This is a genomic window from Streptomyces sp. HUAS ZL42, from assembly GCF_040782645.1.
In the GTDB taxonomy this organism is placed as follows: Bacteria; Actinomycetota; Actinomycetes; order Streptomycetales; family Streptomycetaceae; genus Streptomyces.
The window spans coordinates 2,609,470-2,626,384 of sequence record NZ_CP160403.1; the positions used below are offsets into that span (position 1 = coordinate 2,609,470).

Sequence of the window (16,915 nt, forward strand, 5' to 3'; positions counted from 1 at the left end):
AGTGGCTCCCCTGCAGGAGGTGTGGGTTGGAAAAGTGAACGGGGACGGCTCAGCCGCGGTCGAGTTCGGCGACCTTGCGGGCACTGAGGTCGATCACCAGGTGGCGGGTGTCGATCCACGCCCCGTTCTTGATCTTCGGGAACAGCCGCAGGCAGCGGTGCTCGCCGCACTTGTCGAGTACGGCGGGCTGGGCGCCCGGCGTGGCCCGGTACACGGCGCTGTTGAGCAGCAGCTGGTCCGGGGAGGTGAGCTCCTTGCCGGTGGCGTCCTTGTAGTCCGCCTTCAGGCCCGCGCCGAGCGGGTCGGCGATCAGGAGCTCCGCCGCCTCGATGTTCTCGGCACGGCTCAGCGGCGGCTGGACGCCATGCTCGGTGGACGTCTGTTCGATCTTCCCGGTGTCGAGGTTGACGGTCCTGGTGACGAGCGTGTCGTTCTTGTAGTCGTAGAACGCCACCTCGGCACGCCGCGGCGCGTCCGGGTCGCCGGCCTCGTCGGCGTCCGGTTCGGCGAGGTCGACGCCGAGTCGCTGCGGCCCACGGTCGCCCTCGACGTCCTCGCTCGCGTTGAACAGCTGCCGGTTCGCCGCGATCTTCGCGACCCGCGCGATCTCGTCGTCGGTCAGCGGATCTCGCCCCGTGCCCTTCTCGTCCTCGGCCGGCGCCTCCTCGACGACGCCCGGCCGGGCGGCGCCGCCCTGCTCACCGGCCGCCTGCTGAGCGCTCCGGCCACCCCTGTCCCCTCCTGTCTCATCGGCCCCGGCCGTGCCCGGCAGGGTGACTCCGACCATCACGGCGGTCCCGGCCACCGCGAGGGCCGCACCGGCCACCACCTTGCCCAGATGGCGGTGCACTGTTTCGCGCACGTCTTTCCCCCTACTCCCCCTGTGCTCTGGGAGTATGTGTTTGCCCCACTGATTCGGCATACCGCGTATGCACTGGTCGACCGGTAAGAGGGACGTAAGTCATAGGTGGTTCCATCACTTTCGGGGAGACTCGGGGCCAAGGCGCCCCCGGCGGCGGGGCCCAGCTGAAAGAGTCGTGTCCATGCAGGTCTGGCCTGGAGAGGCATATCCGCTCGGTGCCACGTACGACGGCGCCGGCACCAACTTCGCGGTCTTCACGGAGGCCGCGGACCGAGTAGAGCTGTGTCTGCTGCACGACGACGGCTCGGAGACGGCGGTGGAACTGCGGGAGAGCGACGCGTTCGTGCGGCACGCGTACCTGCCGGGCGTCATGCCGGGGCAGCGGTACGGCTTCCGGGTGCACGGCCCCTACGCCCCCGAGAAGGGTCTGCGCTGCAACTCGGCGAAGCTGCTCCTCGACCCGTACGCGAAGGCGATCAGCGGTTCGGTCCACTGGGGCGAGGAGGTGTACGGCTACCACTTCGACGCGCCCAACAAGCGCAACGACCTGGACTCGGCGCCGCACACGATGACGTCGGTCGTGGTCAACCCGTACTTCGACTGGGGCGACGACCGGCTGCCGCGCACCCCGTACCACCACACAGTGATCTACGAGGCCCATGTGAAGGGCCTCACGATGCGGCATCCGGGGCTGCCCGAGGAGCTGCGCGGCACGTACGCGGGGCTCGCGCACCCCGCGGTCATCGAGCACCTCACCGAGCTGGGCGTCACCGCGCTCGAGCTGATGCCGGTGCACCAGTTCGTGAACGACCACCGCCTGGTGGACATGGGCCTGAACAACTACTGGGGCTACAACACGATCGGCTTCTTCGCCCCGCACAACACGTACGCCTCCTGGGGCGACCGCGGCCAGCAGGTTCTGGAGTTCAAGTCGGCGGTCCGGGCGCTGCACGAGGCGGGCATCGAGGTCATCCTGGACGTGGTCTACAACCACACCGCCGAGGGCAACCATCTCGGCCCGACGCTGTCCTTCCGCGGCCTGGACAACCCGTCGTACTACCGGCTGACGAACGACCCCCGCTTCTACATGGACACGACAGGGACCGGGAACTCCCTGCTCATGCGCTCGCCGCACGTCCTGCAGCTGATCATGGACTCGCTGCGGTACTGGGTCACCGAGATGCACGTCGACGGGTTCCGCTTCGATCTTGCGGCCACCCTGGCCCGGCAGTTCCACGAGGTGGACCGGCTGTCGTCGTTCTTCGACCTGGTGCAGCAGGATCCGGTGGTCTCCCAGGTGAAGCTGATCGCCGAGCCGTGGGACGTGGGCGAGGGCGGCTACCAGGTGGGCAATTTCCCGCCGCTGTGGACCGAGTGGAACGGCAAGTACCGCGACACCGTGCGGGACCTGTGGCGGGGCGAGCAGCGCACGCTCGCGGAGTTCGCCTCCCGGCTGACGGGCTCGTCGGACCTGTACCAGGACGACGGGCGGCGCCCGCTGGCGTCGATCAACTTCGTGACCTGCCACGACGGCTTCCCGCTGCACGACCTCGTCTCCTACAACGACAAGCACAACCAGGCCAACGGCGAGGACAACCGGGACGGCGAGAGCCACAACCGGTCCTGGAACTGCGGCACGGAGGGCGAGACCGACGACCCGGACGTGCTGCGGCTGCGTGCCCGCCAGATGCGCAACTTCGTCGCCACGCTGATGCTGTCCCAGGGCGTGCCGATGATCAGCCACGGCGACGAGTTCGCGCGCACGCAGCACGGCAACAACAACGCCTACTGCCAGGACAGCGAGCTGGCCTGGGTGGCCTGGCCGGACGGCGAGGGGACCGGCCGGGAGCTGCTGGACTTCATGCGCGCGATGGTGTGGCTGCGCAGGGACCACCCCGTCTTCCGACGGCGGCGCTTCTTCCACGGGCGGCCCGTGGAGGGCACCCACGACGACCTGTCGGACATCGCCTGGTTCACACCACAGGGCAAGGAGATGACCCAGCGGGACTGGGACTCTTCGCAGGCTTCGGCGCTGACGGTTTTCCTCAACGGCAACGCGATCTCGGAGCCCGGCTCGCGCGGGGAGCGCATCGCCGACGACTCCTTCCTGCTGATGTTCAACGCGTCTCCCAAGACGCTGGACTTCGTGGTGCCGGTCGACCACGGCCGGCAGTGGCAGGTCGTCGTGGACACATCGCTCCCGGAGGGCGTGCCGCCGGGCACGGGGGCGAAGGTGGAGGCCGGGGACCGGCTGACCCTGGTGGACCGGAGCCTGACGGTGCTCCAGCGGCCGGCCTAGCCAGGACCGGTCCGGTCCCGTCCGGTCCGGTCCGGTCCGGTCCGGCGGATCATGCGGCGGACGCGGGCCCGGTACGCCCTCCTCCGCCGTGCAGCCGGACGCTCCCCCATCGCCCCCGCTCACCTGGGCCGCGCAGTCGCCGCTGCTCTTCTGCGACCTGATCCGCCGGACAGGCCCAGGTGTGCGCCGGCTCCTCGGGCACGCGGGCGTGGAGGGTGCGATGACACGAAAGGCGGCGGGGCGGGTACGTACGTTTCCATGACACCTGAGCGACCTGACCCGGTGGTGCCCACGGCCACCTACCGGCTGCAGCTGCAGCCCGAGTTCCCCTTCGGGGCCGCGGCGGCGGCCGTGCCGTACCTGGCCTCGCTCGGCGTCTCGCACCTGCACCTGTCCCCCGTCCTGGAGGCGGTCCCGGGCTCCGGGCACGGCTACGACGTCGTCGACCACGCGCGCGTGCGCGAGGAACTGGGCGGCGAGGAGGGGCTGCGGTCGCTGGCGCGGACCGCGCGGGAGCACGGGCTGGGTCTGGTGGTGGACATCGTGCCGAACCACATGGCCATGGCCCCGCGCCACAACCACGCGCTGTGGGAGGTGCTCCGGGAGGGTCCGGAGTCGCCCTACGCGCGGTGGTTCGACATCGACTGGGAGGCGCGGGGCGGCCAGGTGCTGCTGCCGGTGCTCGGCGGCCCGCTCGGCGACGAGATCGGCCGGCTGGAGGTCGACGGGGACGTCCTGCGCTACTACGACCACGTGTTCCCGCTCCGCGAGGGCACCGCGGAGCTGCCGATGCCGCACCTTTTGGACGCCCAGTGGTACCGCCCGGTGTGGTGGCGGCTGGCCCGTACCGAGCTCAACTACCGGCGTTTCTTCAGCATCTCCGAGCTCATCGGGGTGCGGGTGGAGGACCCGGAGGTGTTCGAGGCCACCCACGCAAAGATCCTCCAGCTGATCCACGAGGGGGTCGTCGACGGACTGCGGGTCGACCACCCCGACGGGCTCGCCGACCCCGGCGCGTACCTCCTGCGGCTGCACGAGGCGACCGGCGGCCGCTGGACGGTCGTGGAGAAGATCCTCTCGGACGGGGAGCCGCTGCCCGCCGCCTGGCCCGTCGCCGGCACCACCGGCTACGACGCCCTGCGGCACGTCGACGGCCTGTTCACGGATCCGGCGGGGGCCGGGGAGCTCCTCGGCCGGTACCGGCGGTTCGCGGCCCCGCAGACCGACCGGGGCGGTCAGTGGGAGGCGACGGTGCGGCGGGCGGCGTACCAGGTGCTGTCGCACGAGCTGGCCACCGAGGTCGACCGGCTGACCCGCGTGGCGAGCCGGCTGTGCGAGACGTCGCCCGACCCCGCACTGCGCGACCGCGCCCCCTGGGCGCTGCGCACGGCCCTGCAGGAGCTTCTGGTACGCCTGGAGGTCTACCGCCCTTACGCGTCGCAGGACGCGGCCGCCGTCGTCACCGAGGAGGCCGCGGCCGAGGCCCGGCTCGCCTTCGTGGTGCCCGAGGAGGCGGGTGCGGTCGACGTGGTGCGCGCCCTGGTGCTCGGGCAGGCCGGTCACGGGCCGGAGCACGTGGAGTTCCGGAGCCGGTTCGCGCAGACCGCCTCCGCGCTGCGGGCCAAGTCCGTCGAGGACACGGCGTTCTACCGCTACGTACCGCTGCTGTCGGCGACGGAGGTCGGCGGGAACCCGGGGAGCCCCGCCGTGACCCCGGAGGACTTCCACGCGTACTGCGCGCGCGTGCAGCGCGACTGGCCCGCCACGGGGACGGTCGTGTCGACACACGACACCAAGCGCAGTGCCGACGTGCGGGCGGCGCTGGCCGTGCTCACCGAGTGCCCCGGGCGTTGGGCGGACGTGCTCGCCGAGGTGACCCGGACCGACGAGGTCGTTCCGGACGCGCAGCTGGCGTGGGCGGCCTGGCAGACGGTCTTCGGGCTCGGCCCGTCGGCCGCGGAACGGGTGCAGCGGGCCCTGCTGAAGCATGTGCGCGAGGCGGGCCTGTACACGAGCTGGACGGAGCAGGAGCCGCCGTACGAGGAGGCGGTGGCCGCGTTCGTGGCGGCCGGTCCCTGTGGGCCGCCGGGCGAGCGTGTGGCCGCCTTCCGGGACACGCTGGAGCCGCACGTCCGGGCGAACGTGCTGGGCGCGGCCCTGGTGCACCTGACGATGCCGGGCGTCCCGGACCTCTACCAGGGCACGGAGGGCGAGTACCGGGCGCTGGTGGATCCGGACAACCGGCAGCCGGTGCGTTTCCCGCCGCCGGATCCCGGTGACAAGGGCGCGGTGACCGCGGCGGCACTGCGGCTGCGCCGACGGCGGCCCGCCGTGTTCGGGGAGTCGGCGACGTACACGCCGCTGACCGCCGAAGGGCCGGCGGCGGCCCACTGTGTGGCCTTCGCACGGTCAGGGGAGGTGGTCACGGCCGTGACGAGGCTGTCGCTGCGGCTGGCGGAGGCGGGCGGCTGGCGGGACACCCGGCTGTCGCTGCCGCCGGGGCGGTGGGCCGACGTGCTCGCTCCGGAGCGGGAGTTCACGGGGCACGCGCGCGTGGCGGAACTCTTCGCACGACTGCCGGTGGCACTGCTGGAGCGGGTCGGCGAGGAGGGCGCGGGAGGTGTGCACGACGGACCGGAGCGTGAGACCGCTGAGTGAGGCCACCTCGCCGGACTTCGCGGGGCTGGTCGAGCGGCACAAGGGTGTGTGGGGCGGCTGCTGGACCCGGGGCCGGACGGAGCCTGCCGGGCCGGGCGGGGCGGCCCCGGGCCGCGGCCGGCGGCCGATGCATCCGGGCGCCCCCGGGAGCCCCCTGCCTTGTCCTTGACAGTTCAGAGAGAGCGTGGGGTACTGCGGATTGCGAAGCAGGGCGGACATGACGGGGGTGAGTCTCCTGCCGGAGCTGCGCTACCCCACCCTGACCGAACTGGTCTCGTCCGCCCGGGCGCTGGCCGCGCACCGGCCCGGCCTGTGCAGCCTCAGGCAGGTGGGCGTCTCCCGGGCGGGCCGGCCCCTCCACCTGCTGTCCGTGGGCCATGCCCGACGTGCGGTGCTCGTCGTGGCGGGCGCCCACGCCAACGAGCCGACGGGCGGTTCCACGCTGGTCGCCCTCGCCGAACGGGTGGTGCACGAGCGGGAGTTGCGGGACGGAAGATCCTGGCACTTCCTGCTGTGCGCGGACCCCGACGGCGCGAGCCTGCACATCACGCCGGCACCGCGCAGCCTGCACGAGTACCACCTCGGGTTCTTCCGTCCCGCGGGGCCCGAGCAGCCGGAGTGGTCGCCCGCCGTGCTGCCGCCCGACCGGCTGCCCCCCGAGACGCGTGCCCTCACCCGCGTCATCGACGAGCTGCGGCCCTATCTGCAGGTGACGCTGCACGGGACCGATCTGGGCGGCAGCTGGGTGCAGCTGACGAAGGACATCCCGGGACTCGCCGAGCCGTTCGCGAAGTCCGCGGCGCAACTGCACATCCCCGTGGAGACGGGCGCCTCGGACGCGGCGGGCTGGCCCGCCTCGGGACCGGGGGTGCACGTGATGCCGGCACCCGGGAGGGGCATGGCGTACCCGAGCATGCCCGACGACGCCCGGCACAGCACCTGGTACCACGCCCACCGGTACGGCGGTCTGACCGCGGTCGTCGAGGTGCCGATGTGGGCCAGCGACCTCGTCGACGACCCGGCGCCGCACCCCGCGCCCGCCGCGGCGATGCACCGGCTGGCCCGCCGGCTGCTGCGGGACGGGCTGGAGGTGGAACAGGTGCTCACCGAGGCGCTGCCCCGCCTGGAGGGCGTGGACGGGCCTCTGCTGCGGGCCGCCCGGTGGGCGCTGGCACTGGTGCCGGGGCTGGCCGGGGACTGGGTCCACACACCGCCCGCCGACACCACGATGGCCTACGTCGGCAGCGTGGACGCGTTCGCCCGGCGGCTGCCGCTGCGGGCCGCGGCGATGCTGCTGCGGGTCCTGCGGGAGAGCGACGACGAGGCGACACCCCGTCTCGAGCAGCTCGTCGCGACCTGGAGCGACGCCTTCGCGGAACGCTTCCGTGCGCGCTGGGTGCCCTTGGAACACCAGATCGAGCACCAGTCCCGCACGGTGGTCGCGGCAGCGCTCCACGCACAGGACGGGGCGGCGTGAGCCGACGCGGAGGAGCGCCGCTCGCCTGCACGACAGCGGCCACCCTGCGACACCGCATCCCACCCGACACCCGCACTGCGCCCAGGAACGACACCCTCACGAAGCACTTCCGCGCCCTCCAGGTGCGCCCCCGCCACCACCACAGAACGGAACCGGGCGGCGTGAGCCGACGCGGAAAAGCGCGGCTCACGCGCGCGTGCCCGGTGCTTCGCGTCACTCGTCCAGGGCGAACACCGATCCCGTCCGGGCCGCCATCACGCAGCCGTTCGAGAAGGTCTCCGTGTATCTCAGCGACTGTCCGTCCCACCTCCCGCGCGCCTGGACGGTCACGGGGGCGTAGATCATCGTGCACAAGACGTCCTTCTGCGGGATGGCGGAGATGTCTCCGCCGGCCGCCGCCAGTTCCGTACAGGCCTCGGCGGCGTGCGCGTGTCCCCGGGGCGGGTCGCACCGCAGCAGCGTGCCGCGCTTGTGGCCGGCGCGGGAGTCCTCCCAGGTGACCGTGAGGTGGAGCCAGTTGCCCCGCAGGGCCTCCTGGTGAGCCGCCTGGGCCGGCACGGCACCGACGGCGATGAGGACGACCGCCGCGACCAGGCCCGGCCGTACCACTGCCGTCCTGCACAAGCGCGAGAAACGCGAGAAAGAGGAGTGCGTCATTCCCGATGCATCGGCACGGCGGCCTCAGTACCCCAGCCCGACTCACCCGAACGGGAGCACGCCGCGTACCGCCCCGCCAGTTCGAACGCGGCGAGCGTCACGCGGGACTGGTACTCCACCTGGCGTGCGACGGGGATCCAGCGGGCCCCGCAGCCGTCGTGGTAGTCGGCGCACCAGGCGTCGATGAGCCGGTCCAGCTCGGGCAGCGCCCCGGCGGGGTCACGTCCCGCGGCGGTCACCAGCCGGTGCAGCAGGCCGGCCGTCCGCAGGGCGAGCCGCCGCCCGGCGATGCGCAGGCTGGCCAGGTGTGCGGTACCGAGCGCCGGAAGGCGGCGTGCGGGGTCGTCGACGTCGGGGTCCCAGGTGTCGGCGAGCCCGGGGCTGACGAGTAAATAGTCGTCGACCGGAGCGAGCAGGCACGCCGCGTCCGGCACGCCCGCGAGGTGGGGCCGGATCCCGGCGAGGAGCCGCTCCAGAAGCCGGGCGTCGTGGCGCAGGGCGTGGCTGACGGAGCGCAGCAGGGCTTCCGGGGCGGGCGGCACGGAGTCGTCCTCCACAGCGGCCACACCCCACATGGGCGCCTCGACGATCGCGGTCACCGTGCCGTGCCGGTGCGGGTGGAACCACGTCGAGTCGACGGCCGCCTCGGTGATGGCCGCGGCCAGGTCGCCGCGGCGCGGCGGCGGGATCCGGTAGACGGCGGGCCCGAGGGAGGGCCAGTACAGGGTGTCGAAGGCGCCGAGTTCGCGCGGGATGCCGAGGCGGGCCGCGGCGTGCGCGACGCGCTGCGCGAGGCCCGGCAGGTCGCGGGTCACCTCGACGAAGCCGCCGCCGACGTCGACGCCGTGCAGGGAGGCCTGGAAGAACGGCCGCAGTTCGTCCTGCAGGCCGAGCAGCGCGCGGGTCTCCGGCAGCGCGGCACCGGCCGCGCCGTCCGGCAGCCATTCGGGCTGCTCCAGGAAGCCGGGCCGGAAGAAGTGCCGGAAGTGGCGGCCGAGGGTGTACGGGCCCGGCAGCCAGCCCTCGTTGCGGCGCAGGCCGTCGGGGTCGAGGCACAGCAGCAGGTTCCAGGTGGCGTCGGCGCCTTCGGTGAGCCGGGGGTCGGCGAGGGCCCGTTCGGCCAGCCTCAGGGCGGTGGCGCAGCCCACCGGCTCGTTGGCGTGGGCTCCGGCGACGACGAGGGCCTGGCGGCTGCCGTGGCCGACGGAGAGCAGCCACAGGGGGGCGCCCCCGCGGGAGACGCCGATACGGCGCAGCCGGGCGTCCCGGGGGCGGCGGGCGACCAGAGCGGCCGCCCTGTCGCCCAGTTCGCCGACGGTCGGGTAGCGCAGGAGTGGCGGCAGGACACACCTCCACAATGCGGTGCCGTCGGTTCACCAGCTGTACATGGCGTACGCACAGTGAGTCATGGCTCGCGTGGCACGTCAACACCGCCGCCCGCGAAGGCATTTGAGCCATGACCGCGAGTGAGCCAAAGGCCAGAGGTGGGGGCCGGATCAGTGCGCGGCGAGCCGGAACGCCATGTTCCCGAAGCCGATCTGGTCACCCTCGCGGACGATCGCCGCGCCGATGACCCGCCGTCCGTTGACGGTCGTGCCGTTGGTCGAGCCCAGGTCGCGCAGGACCCACATGCCGCCCTGGCGGCTGAGTTCGGCGTGCACGCGCGAGACCGTCTCGTGGGTCAGGCGCAGCCCGTTGGCCGGATCGCGCCCTATGCGCAGCGGGTGTCCGCTGCCGGGGTGGGGCAGCAGCAGCTTGGGCAGTTTCTCTGCCTGCCAGGCCCTGCGCAGCCGCTGGGTGAAGCCGGAGACGGCCTCGACGGTGCCGAACACCACACGCGCCAGCCTGCTCTCCGTGGGCAGGTCGGCGGTGAGCGCGGCGAGCTCGTCGGAGCGGCGCGCGGCGAGGGCCAGCTCCATGCGGCGGATGAACGTGTCGTGCGACAGACGGCCCATGGCGACACCGTCACGGAGCACCTTCAGCGCCTTGTCGCGCTCCGCGTCGGAGAGCCGCGCGGGGTACGTGTAGAACTCGAAGGACGACGTCACGTTCGTGATTGTCGGTCAGTGGACACCGGGTGTCCAGAAAACGAGAAAACCGCCGCCACACGCGCGTACGTGACGACACCTGCCGCAAAAGGGAAGATTCAAAAGCGGATTGATGTTGTTTGAAGCACCATGGACGGGCTAGGGGGTGTCTTATGGATCAGGCCGGCTCCAAGTGACGGCACCTCTCGGCCCAGCCGAGCGGGGTCTGGTGCGTGCAGCTGCAAGGCGGAGGAGGGCGCCGACGCGGAGCGTCGGCAACCGACGACAACGCCGCAGATGTGCGTGCCAGACCCCGCGACCCCCGGCAGGATCCATAAGGCACCCCCTCCATCACGGTGAGCAGACGAAGGGGAACCGTCCGTGCAGTTCGAGGTGTGGGCACCGCAGACCGATCGTGTGACGCTCCATTGCCAGGGTGCCACGCACGCGTTGGAGCGCGATCCGGAGCGGGCGGGATGGTGGACCGGGGACGCGGAGGCCGGCGACGGCTCGCGGTACGGCTTCGCGCTGGACGACGGGCCGGTGCTGCCCGACCCGCGCTCGCGCCGCCAGCCGGACGGCCCGGACGGGCTGAGCGCGGTCGTCGACCAGGGGCGCTACGCGTGGCGCACGGAATGGGCGGGCCGCCCGCTGCAGGGCGCGGTCCTGTACGAACTGCACGTGGGCACGTACACGCCCGAGGGCACGCTGGACGCGGCCGCCGGGCGGCTCGGGCACCTCGTCGAACTGGGCGTCACCCACGTCGAGTTGATGCCGCTGTGCCCCTTCCCCGGGCGGCACGGATGGGGGTACGAGGGCGTCTCGCTGTGGGCAGTGCACGAGCCGTACGGCGGCCCCGAAGCGCTGAAACGCTTCGTCGACCAGGCCCATGAACTCGGCCTCGGTGTGGTCCTCGACGTCGTGCACAACCACCTCGGCCCGTCCGGGAACTACCTGCCCTCCTTCGGCCCCTACTTCACGGACACGCACCAGACCCCCTGGGGCTCCGCCGTCAACCTGGACGCGCCCGGCTCGGACGAGGTGCGGGCGTATCTCGTGGGCAGCGCGCTGGCGTGGCTGCGCGACTACCGCGTCGACGGGCTGCGCCTGGACGCCGTGCACGCGCTGAAGGACTCGCGCGCGTGCCACTTCCTGGAGGAGCTGTCGACGGCCACCGACGCACTCGCCGCCGAGACGGGCCGGCCGCTGTTCCTGATCGCCGAGTCGGACCTGAACGACCCACGGCTGATCGCCCCGCGCGAGGAGGGCGGCCTCGGGGTGCACGCGCAGTGGAACGACGACTTCCACCACGCCCTGCACACCGCGCTGACCGGCGAGTCCCAGGGCTACTACGCCGACTTCGCCCGCTCCTCGTTCCAGGCGCTCGCCAAGACGCTCACCAGCGGTTTCTTCCACGACGGCACGTACTCCAGCTTCCGCGGCCGGCACCACGGGCGCCCCCTGGACCGTACGCGCGTCGCCGCGCACCGGCTTCTCGGCTACAGCCAGACCCACGACCAGGTGGGCAACCGCGCGCAGGGCGACCGGCTGTCCGCATCCCTGTCCCCCGGTCTGCTGGCCTGCGCGGCCGCGCTGACGCTGACGGCCCCGTTCACGCCGATGCTGTTCATGGGCGAGGAGTGGGCGGCGGGCACGCCCTGGCAGTTCTTCACCGACCACACGGATCCCGAGCTCGCGGAGGCCGTACGGCGGGGCAGGCGGCGCGAGTTCGCCGCGCACGGCTGGGCGGAGGAGGACGTGCCCGACCCTCAGGACCCGGCGACGCGTGACCGCTCCTGCCTGGACTGGTCGGAGCCGGAGCGCGAGCCCCACGCGCGCGTGCTGGCCTGGTACCGCCGGCTCCTCGCACTGCGCCACGACCATCCGGACCTCACCGACCCCGACCTCGCCGACATCAAGGTGGCCTACGACCAGGACGCACGCTGGCTCGCCTTCCGGCGCGGGGACGTACGTGTGGCCGTGAACCTCGGCAAGGAGCCCGCGGCGATCCCCCTGGGTCCCCGGCCGGCCCGGGTGCTGGCGGCGTGGGAGCCGGTGGAGGTGCCCGGGCGGCACGGGCTGCTGCATCTGCCCGGGGAGTCGTGCGTGGTGCTGGAGCAGGAGTGACGCCTCAGCCGCGGAGCCGCTTCAGCGACCTCTTCCGCGGCCGGCTGTCCCCGTCGATCGGGAAGCGGGCGGTCTCCACAGGGTCGCGAGGGGACCGGCCCCCCTGGTGCACGTGCCGGCAGCGAGTCACCCTGCGCGCCGGATCGTCCCGGTCGGCCCTGTCGGTCCGCGTCAGAGCGACGGGCCCCCGCCAGGCCTCCGGGGCGGTCAGTGCCACGACGCCTCAGTCGGTGGTGTAGGCCGCCGGGCAGGCCGTCCGTGCGGTCGCAGCACCGTGTCGCGAGGAAGATCCATGACGGCCCTGTGACAGCCGACCCGCCGCCACCGGAATGCACCGCGTCTACGGCTCCCCGTCCGTCCCGTCCTCCCGCAGTTCCGTCACCCGTTCCAGCAGGATCGCCTCCCAGGCGCGGCGCAGCTGGGTGCGCAGGAGCGGGAGGGGGCCCGTGTCATGGCCCTCGAGGCGGGCGGCGAGGTGGACGACCGTGTCGCAGCGGGCGAGCCAGAGGCCGCGCAGGCAGGGGCGGGCGCCGTAGCCGGCGAGGGTGGCCGCGCGTACGGCGGCACCCGAACCCACGGCGAGGGCGAGCCCCGCGATGTCCTCGGCGGGGTCGCCGATGACGGCGTCGGTCCAGTCGAGGACGCCGCGGACCCGGCCGTCGGCGCTGACCACGAGGTGCTCGCCCTTGAGGTCGTGGTGGACGAGGACGGCCGCGGCGGGCTGCGCGGCGAGCTGGGCGGCACCGGGCGGAGTGAGCTGGTTGAGGCGTGCGGCGTCGAACTCGTCGGCCGCGGCGAGCCGACCCGCGGCGGGCACGGCCATCCGGCGCAGCGCCTCCAGGGAGCGCGGGGCGGCCCGGGGCACGCCGAGCGCGTCTGCCTGCCGGGCCGGCACCTCGCGCAGCCCCGTGAGCAGCCCGGCCAGGTCGGCCTCCCCGACGGCGGACACGTCGTGCTCCTCCCCCGTGCCGCCGGGCACCTTGGTGTCCAGGGTGTAGGTCAGCCCTGGCGCCCACTCGCCGTGCGCCACGCTCGTCGGCACCGCGACCGGCAGGTGCGGGCGGGCGAGGTCGCGCAGGCGCAGCTCGCGGCGCTGGCGCAGGGCGGCGTCCCGGTCGGGGGCGAGGCGCAGCACATGGCGGGTGCCGACCCACCAGGTGGAGTGCTCGCCGCCCTCGGTGACGGGCCGGACCTCGAGGCCGCCGGCGCCGTTCGCGCCGGCCTTGCCGTCCCGGCCCTCCTTGCCGTCCTTGAGCAGGGCATGGACCAGTCGGCGGACGGTGTCCGCGGTGGGTGTCGGTGCCTGGGTCATGGTCGCGCCGTTGTCGCTCGGGGGTGTACGGGGGCTCCGCATGCTCGTCAGTCCACTATGACCATCTCGCGGGTGGTGTCGTTGAGGCGGCGGCCGCCGTCCTCGGTGACGGTGACGATGTCCTCGATGCGCACCCCGAAGCGGCCCGGCAGGTAGATCCCGGGCTCCACGGAGAAACACATGCCGGGCACGAGGGGCTGTTCCTCGCCCTCGATCATGTACGGCGGCTCGTGCGTGGTGACGCCTATGCCGTGGCCGGTGCGGTGGATGAAGTACTCGCCGTACCCGGCGTCGGCGATGACGGCGCGGGCGGCCCGGTCGACCTCCTGGCAGGCGACGCCGGGCCGGACCGCCCGGAAACCCGCCTCCTGGGCCTCGCGCACGATGTCGTGGACCCGGCGCTCCTCGTCCGTGGGCTCGCCGACGTGCACCGTGCGGGTGGTGTCGGAGCCGTAGCCGTCCTTCAGGCCGCCGAAGTCGAGGACGACCATGTCGCCGCGTTCGATCACACGGTCGCCCACCTCGTGGTGCGGATTCGCTCCGTTGGGACCGGAGCCGACGATCGTGAAGTCGACCTGACTGTGGCCTTGTTCGCGCAGCAGCCGGGCGAGGTCCGCGCCCACCTCGGTCTCCCTGCGGCCGGCGAAGGGAACGTTCCGGATCTCCTCGAACGTTGCGTCTGCGGCCGCGCCCGCGGCCGCCAACAGCTCCAGTTCCGCCGCGTCCTTGACGGCACGCAGCATCGGCAGGGCGTCGGTGAGGGCGGCGTAGGAGGTGCCGGGCAGCGCCTTCTGCAGCGCCAGCAGGTGCATCGCCCAGGCGTTGTCGCTGATGCCGAACCGTCCGCCGGCGTCGAGGAGGGCGGCGGTGGCCGCGTAGGGGTCCTTGCCGTCGGTCCAGTCGCGCAGGGTCAGGGCGGGCGCGCCGGCCGCCTTCGCGGCGTCGGGGGCCTCCAGGGCGGGGACGACGAGAACGGGGTCCTGGCCGGGGGCGAGGAGGAGCAGGGTGAGCCGTTCCGTGGCGGCGGGGGGTGTGTAGCCGGTGAGCCACACCAGGTCCGGCCCGGGTGCCACGAGAAGCCCGGCCAGCCCGGCGTCGGCCGCCGACCGCGCGGCACGCTCCATGCGGGCCCGGTAGTCGTCGGCGGCGAAGGGGGCGGGCGTGCTGCCGGTCATCCGGGCCTCCCTGAACAGAAGTGAGGACTACGGGCAGCATCCTGCCCGTACAGAGGGGCCCGCGCGAGCCGGTCGGCAGGGGTTTCGGGCGGGCTGTCGGGCACGTTCAGCTCTCCAGGGCCATGCGGGCGCCCAGGAGCAGCAGCACGCCTCCGGAGACCTGCTCCAGGCGCCGGCGCACACCGGTGCGGGACAGTACGGCCTTCATCCGGCTGACGAACCAGACGTACAGGCCGTAGTAGCCGACTTCGAAGACGGCCCAGAGCGCGGCGAGCCCCACCATGGTGGGCAGGTGCGGGGCACCCTCCGGTACGAACTGCGGCAGGAAGGACAGGGCGAAGACGGCGGCCTTGGGGTTGGCCAGGTTGAGCAGCAGACCGCCACGGTAGGAGGCCCAGCCGCTCCTCCCCACGGTCTCCCGGCCCCCGGCGTCCTCGGTCCCCGCGGCGCGGCGCGCCTGGCGCAGCGTCTGGATGCCGAAGCCGACGAGCACGACCGCGCCGACGATCCGCATCACGTCGTACGCCACCTCGGAGGCCGCCAGCAGGGCGGTCAGGCCGAACGCGGCGACGACGCCCCAGACGAACACGCCGGTCTCGTTGCCGAGGACGGTCAGGAAGCCGGAGCGGCGGCTGCGCAGGGACTGCTTGATGATCAGCACGGTGCTGGGGCCTGGCGAGGCCGCTATCAGGGTGCAGGCCCCGAGGAAGGCGAGGAGGGTGCTCAGCATGGGGTCATGGTGACCCGTCCGGACGGGCGGGGACCAGTGAATTCCGCCGGTGACGGGCGGGGCACGGGGCAGGTCGACCACCTGCCGGGCGGTGGCCGGTCATGTGACCACGCCGGGCACGACCGTCAACTGCTCGTAGTCACCGGCGCGGTGACGAACCGTCAGGGTGATCTCCTCCCCCGGGCGGGTGCGGGACACCGCGCGCGCGAGGTCGGTGGCCGAGTCGATCCGGGTACCGCCGAAGGCGAGGAGTACGTCGCCGCGGACCAGGCCGACCGAGTGGCCCGGGCCGGGGCGGTGGACGCCCACGATCAGGGCGCCGGGTTTCCCGGCGTCCGCCACCTCCACGCCGAGGGTCGCGGGGGCGGGCGGCTGCCGACCGGCCGGCTGTCGTGGCTGTTTCTGCAGGTCGGCGACCTTGCTCAGGCCGATCACCGTGGCGCCGACCGTGCCGAGGCCGACGCCGGACAGCACCAGGACCGTGCCGACGAACAGGCCGAACAGCAGGCTGGTGAGGCGCCTGCCGCGGCGCCGTGCGGCATGCGGACGCCTCGGGGGGCGCGGGTCGGTGCTGGTGCCGTTTCCGGGTTCACGACCCGGCGTGGGCTTGGGCAGGGCCTTGGGCTTCAACGCTGTCTGTTCCATGGATCGCCTCCGGGGAGGGACTACCCGGTGGGCCGGGGCGGGACGAGCCACGAACGAGTGAGACTGACTCGGGTCACGCCCGTTCGCCCAGGGCCCTCGCCAGCTCTGCCGCCGCTCCCTTCAACGAGGCCGCCTGGACGAGTTCGACCCGGTGGACGAGGCGGGGTTCCGTGACGGGGACGGCGATCGCGTCCGGGGCACCCTGCGCCGCCGAGGTCGGCAGCAGGGTCAGGCCGTGCCCCGCGGCGGCGAGGGCCGTGAGGGTTCGGACGTCCGTGCCGTCGTAGCGGAGGGCCGGGCGGAAGCCGCGGCCGCCGTTCGCGGCGCGCAGCTGGGGCAGGGGGAGGGCCGCGTCGGGGGCGTCCAGCCAGCGGGCGTCGGCCAGGTCGCCGAGGCGCAGGCCGGGGCGGCGGGACAGCGGATGCGTCTTCGGCAGCAGGACACAGACCGGCTCCTCGGCGACGCCGTACGTCGTCAGCGGTGCCACGTCGGGGAGCCGGAGCGGGTCGCTCGGCGCGGCCAGGCCGTCGACAAGGCCCAGGTCCGCCGTGCCGGTGGCGACGGCCGCGGCGATGTCGTCGCGGGCGAGGACGCGCAGGGTCACGCCCGCGGGTGGCAGTGCGGCGAGGACGCGCGGCGCCAGTGCCGTCGGTGCGGCCGCGAGGGTCAGGCCGTGTTCGGGCGCGGCCGCCATCCGGGCCACGTCCGCGCGGGCCGCGTCCAGGCGGAGCAGCAGCGGGCCCGCGTGTTCGAGCAGCCGCTCCCCGGCCGGTGTGGGGGCGACGGGGCGGCGCGTGAGCAGCGGAGCGCCCAGATCCTGTTCGAGGGCCGCGATCTGCTGGGACACGGCGGACTGGGTGTAGCCCAGCTCGCGCGCGGCCTCGGAGAAGGAGGCCAGGCGGGCCACGGTGACGTACGTGTGCAGCAGGTGCGGATCCATGGGGCC

13 protein-coding genes are annotated in these 16,915 nt (G+C 73.3%); 4 read left to right on the forward strand and 9 right to left on the reverse strand.

Annotated elements, in window-relative coordinates; translation table 11 throughout:
* Positions 1-49: 49 nt before the first annotated feature.
* Complete coding sequence (locus ABZO29_RS12025; protein ID WP_367320163.1) at positions 50-862, reverse strand: Tat pathway signal sequence domain protein; 813 nt, start codon at positions 860-862, stop codon at positions 50-52.
* Between the two features lie 181 nt (positions 863-1,043).
* On the opposite strand from ABZO29_RS12025, the gene glgX reads away from it, so the two are divergent.
* The 3 genes from glgX (at position 1,044) to ABZO29_RS12040 (ending at position 7,296) form a co-directional block, all read left to right on the forward strand.
* Positions 1,044-3,161: a glycogen debranching protein GlgX gene (gene glgX / locus ABZO29_RS12030; protein WP_367320164.1), complete on the forward strand. Its 2,118-nt coding sequence runs from the start codon at positions 1,044-1,046 to the stop codon at positions 3,159-3,161.
* Positions 3,162-3,419: 258 nt separating this feature from the next.
* A complete protein-coding gene (gene treY / locus ABZO29_RS12035) occupies positions 3,420-5,819 on the forward strand; it encodes a malto-oligosyltrehalose synthase (protein WP_367320165.1) in 2,400 nt (799 codons plus the stop codon).
* A gap of 226 nt (positions 5,820-6,045) precedes the next feature.
* Positions 6,046-7,296 (forward strand): M14 family zinc carboxypeptidase, encoded by a 1,251-nt coding sequence (locus ABZO29_RS12040; protein ID WP_367326113.1) that lies wholly within the window; start codon positions 6,046-6,048, stop codon positions 7,294-7,296.
* A 213-nt stretch (positions 7,297-7,509) separates the two neighbouring features.
* Here ABZO29_RS12040 and ABZO29_RS12045 read toward each other — a convergent pair whose 3' ends face one another.
* The 3 genes from ABZO29_RS12045 to ABZO29_RS12055 all read right to left on the reverse strand — a co-directional run bounded on the left by ABZO29_RS12045 (position 7,510) and on the right by ABZO29_RS12055 (position 10,001).
* Positions 7,510-7,953 (reverse strand): SSI family serine proteinase inhibitor, encoded by a 444-nt coding sequence (locus ABZO29_RS12045; RefSeq protein WP_367320166.1) that lies wholly within the window; start codon positions 7,951-7,953, stop codon positions 7,510-7,512.
* On the reverse strand, positions 7,950-9,311 hold the full coding sequence (locus ABZO29_RS12050; RefSeq protein ID WP_367320167.1) for a M14 family zinc carboxypeptidase: 1,362 nt from the start codon (positions 9,309-9,311) through the stop codon (positions 7,950-7,952). Before ABZO29_RS12050 ends, ABZO29_RS12045 begins: the two co-directional genes overlap by 4 nt.
* Positions 9,312-9,449: 138 nt before the next feature.
* Positions 9,450-10,001, reverse strand: a complete 552-nt coding sequence (locus tag ABZO29_RS12055) for an FHA domain-containing protein (RefSeq protein WP_367320168.1) — start codon at positions 9,999-10,001, stop codon at positions 9,450-9,452.
* Between the two features lie 360 nt (positions 10,002-10,361).
* Here ABZO29_RS12055 and treZ point away from each other — a divergent pair, with 360 nt between their 5' ends.
* Positions 10,362-12,107 carry a malto-oligosyltrehalose trehalohydrolase gene (gene treZ, locus ABZO29_RS12060; protein WP_367320169.1) on the forward strand — a complete coding sequence of 582 codons (1,746 nt, stop codon included), beginning with the start codon at positions 10,362-10,364 and terminating at the stop codon, positions 12,105-12,107.
* A gap of 340 nt (positions 12,108-12,447) precedes the next feature.
* On the opposite strand, the gene ABZO29_RS12065 is transcribed toward treZ, so the two are convergent.
* The 5 genes from ABZO29_RS12065 to ABZO29_RS12085 form a co-directional block, all read right to left on the reverse strand.
* A complete protein-coding gene (locus tag ABZO29_RS12065; RefSeq protein ID WP_367326114.1) occupies positions 12,448-13,419 on the reverse strand; it encodes an aminoglycoside phosphotransferase family protein in 972 nt (323 codons plus the stop codon).
* A gap of 47 nt (positions 13,420-13,466) precedes the next feature.
* Complete coding sequence (locus ABZO29_RS12070; RefSeq protein WP_367320170.1) at positions 13,467-14,594, reverse strand: aminopeptidase P family protein; 1,128 nt, start codon at positions 14,592-14,594, stop codon at positions 13,467-13,469.
* A 106-nt stretch (positions 14,595-14,700) separates the two neighbouring features.
* Positions 14,701-15,324 carry a LysE family translocator gene (locus tag ABZO29_RS12075; protein ID WP_367320171.1) on the reverse strand — a complete coding sequence of 208 codons (624 nt, stop codon included), beginning with the start codon at positions 15,322-15,324 and terminating at the stop codon, positions 14,701-14,703.
* Between the two features lie 99 nt (positions 15,325-15,423).
* Positions 15,424-15,969, reverse strand: coding sequence for a PDZ domain-containing protein (locus ABZO29_RS12080; protein WP_367320172.1), 546 nt, complete (start codon positions 15,967-15,969; stop codon positions 15,424-15,426).
* A 73-nt stretch (positions 15,970-16,042) separates the two neighbouring features.
* Positions 16,043-16,909, reverse strand: coding sequence for a LysR family transcriptional regulator (locus tag ABZO29_RS12085; protein WP_367320173.1), 867 nt, complete (start codon positions 16,907-16,909; stop codon positions 16,043-16,045).
* Positions 16,910-16,915: the final 6 nt, after the last annotated feature.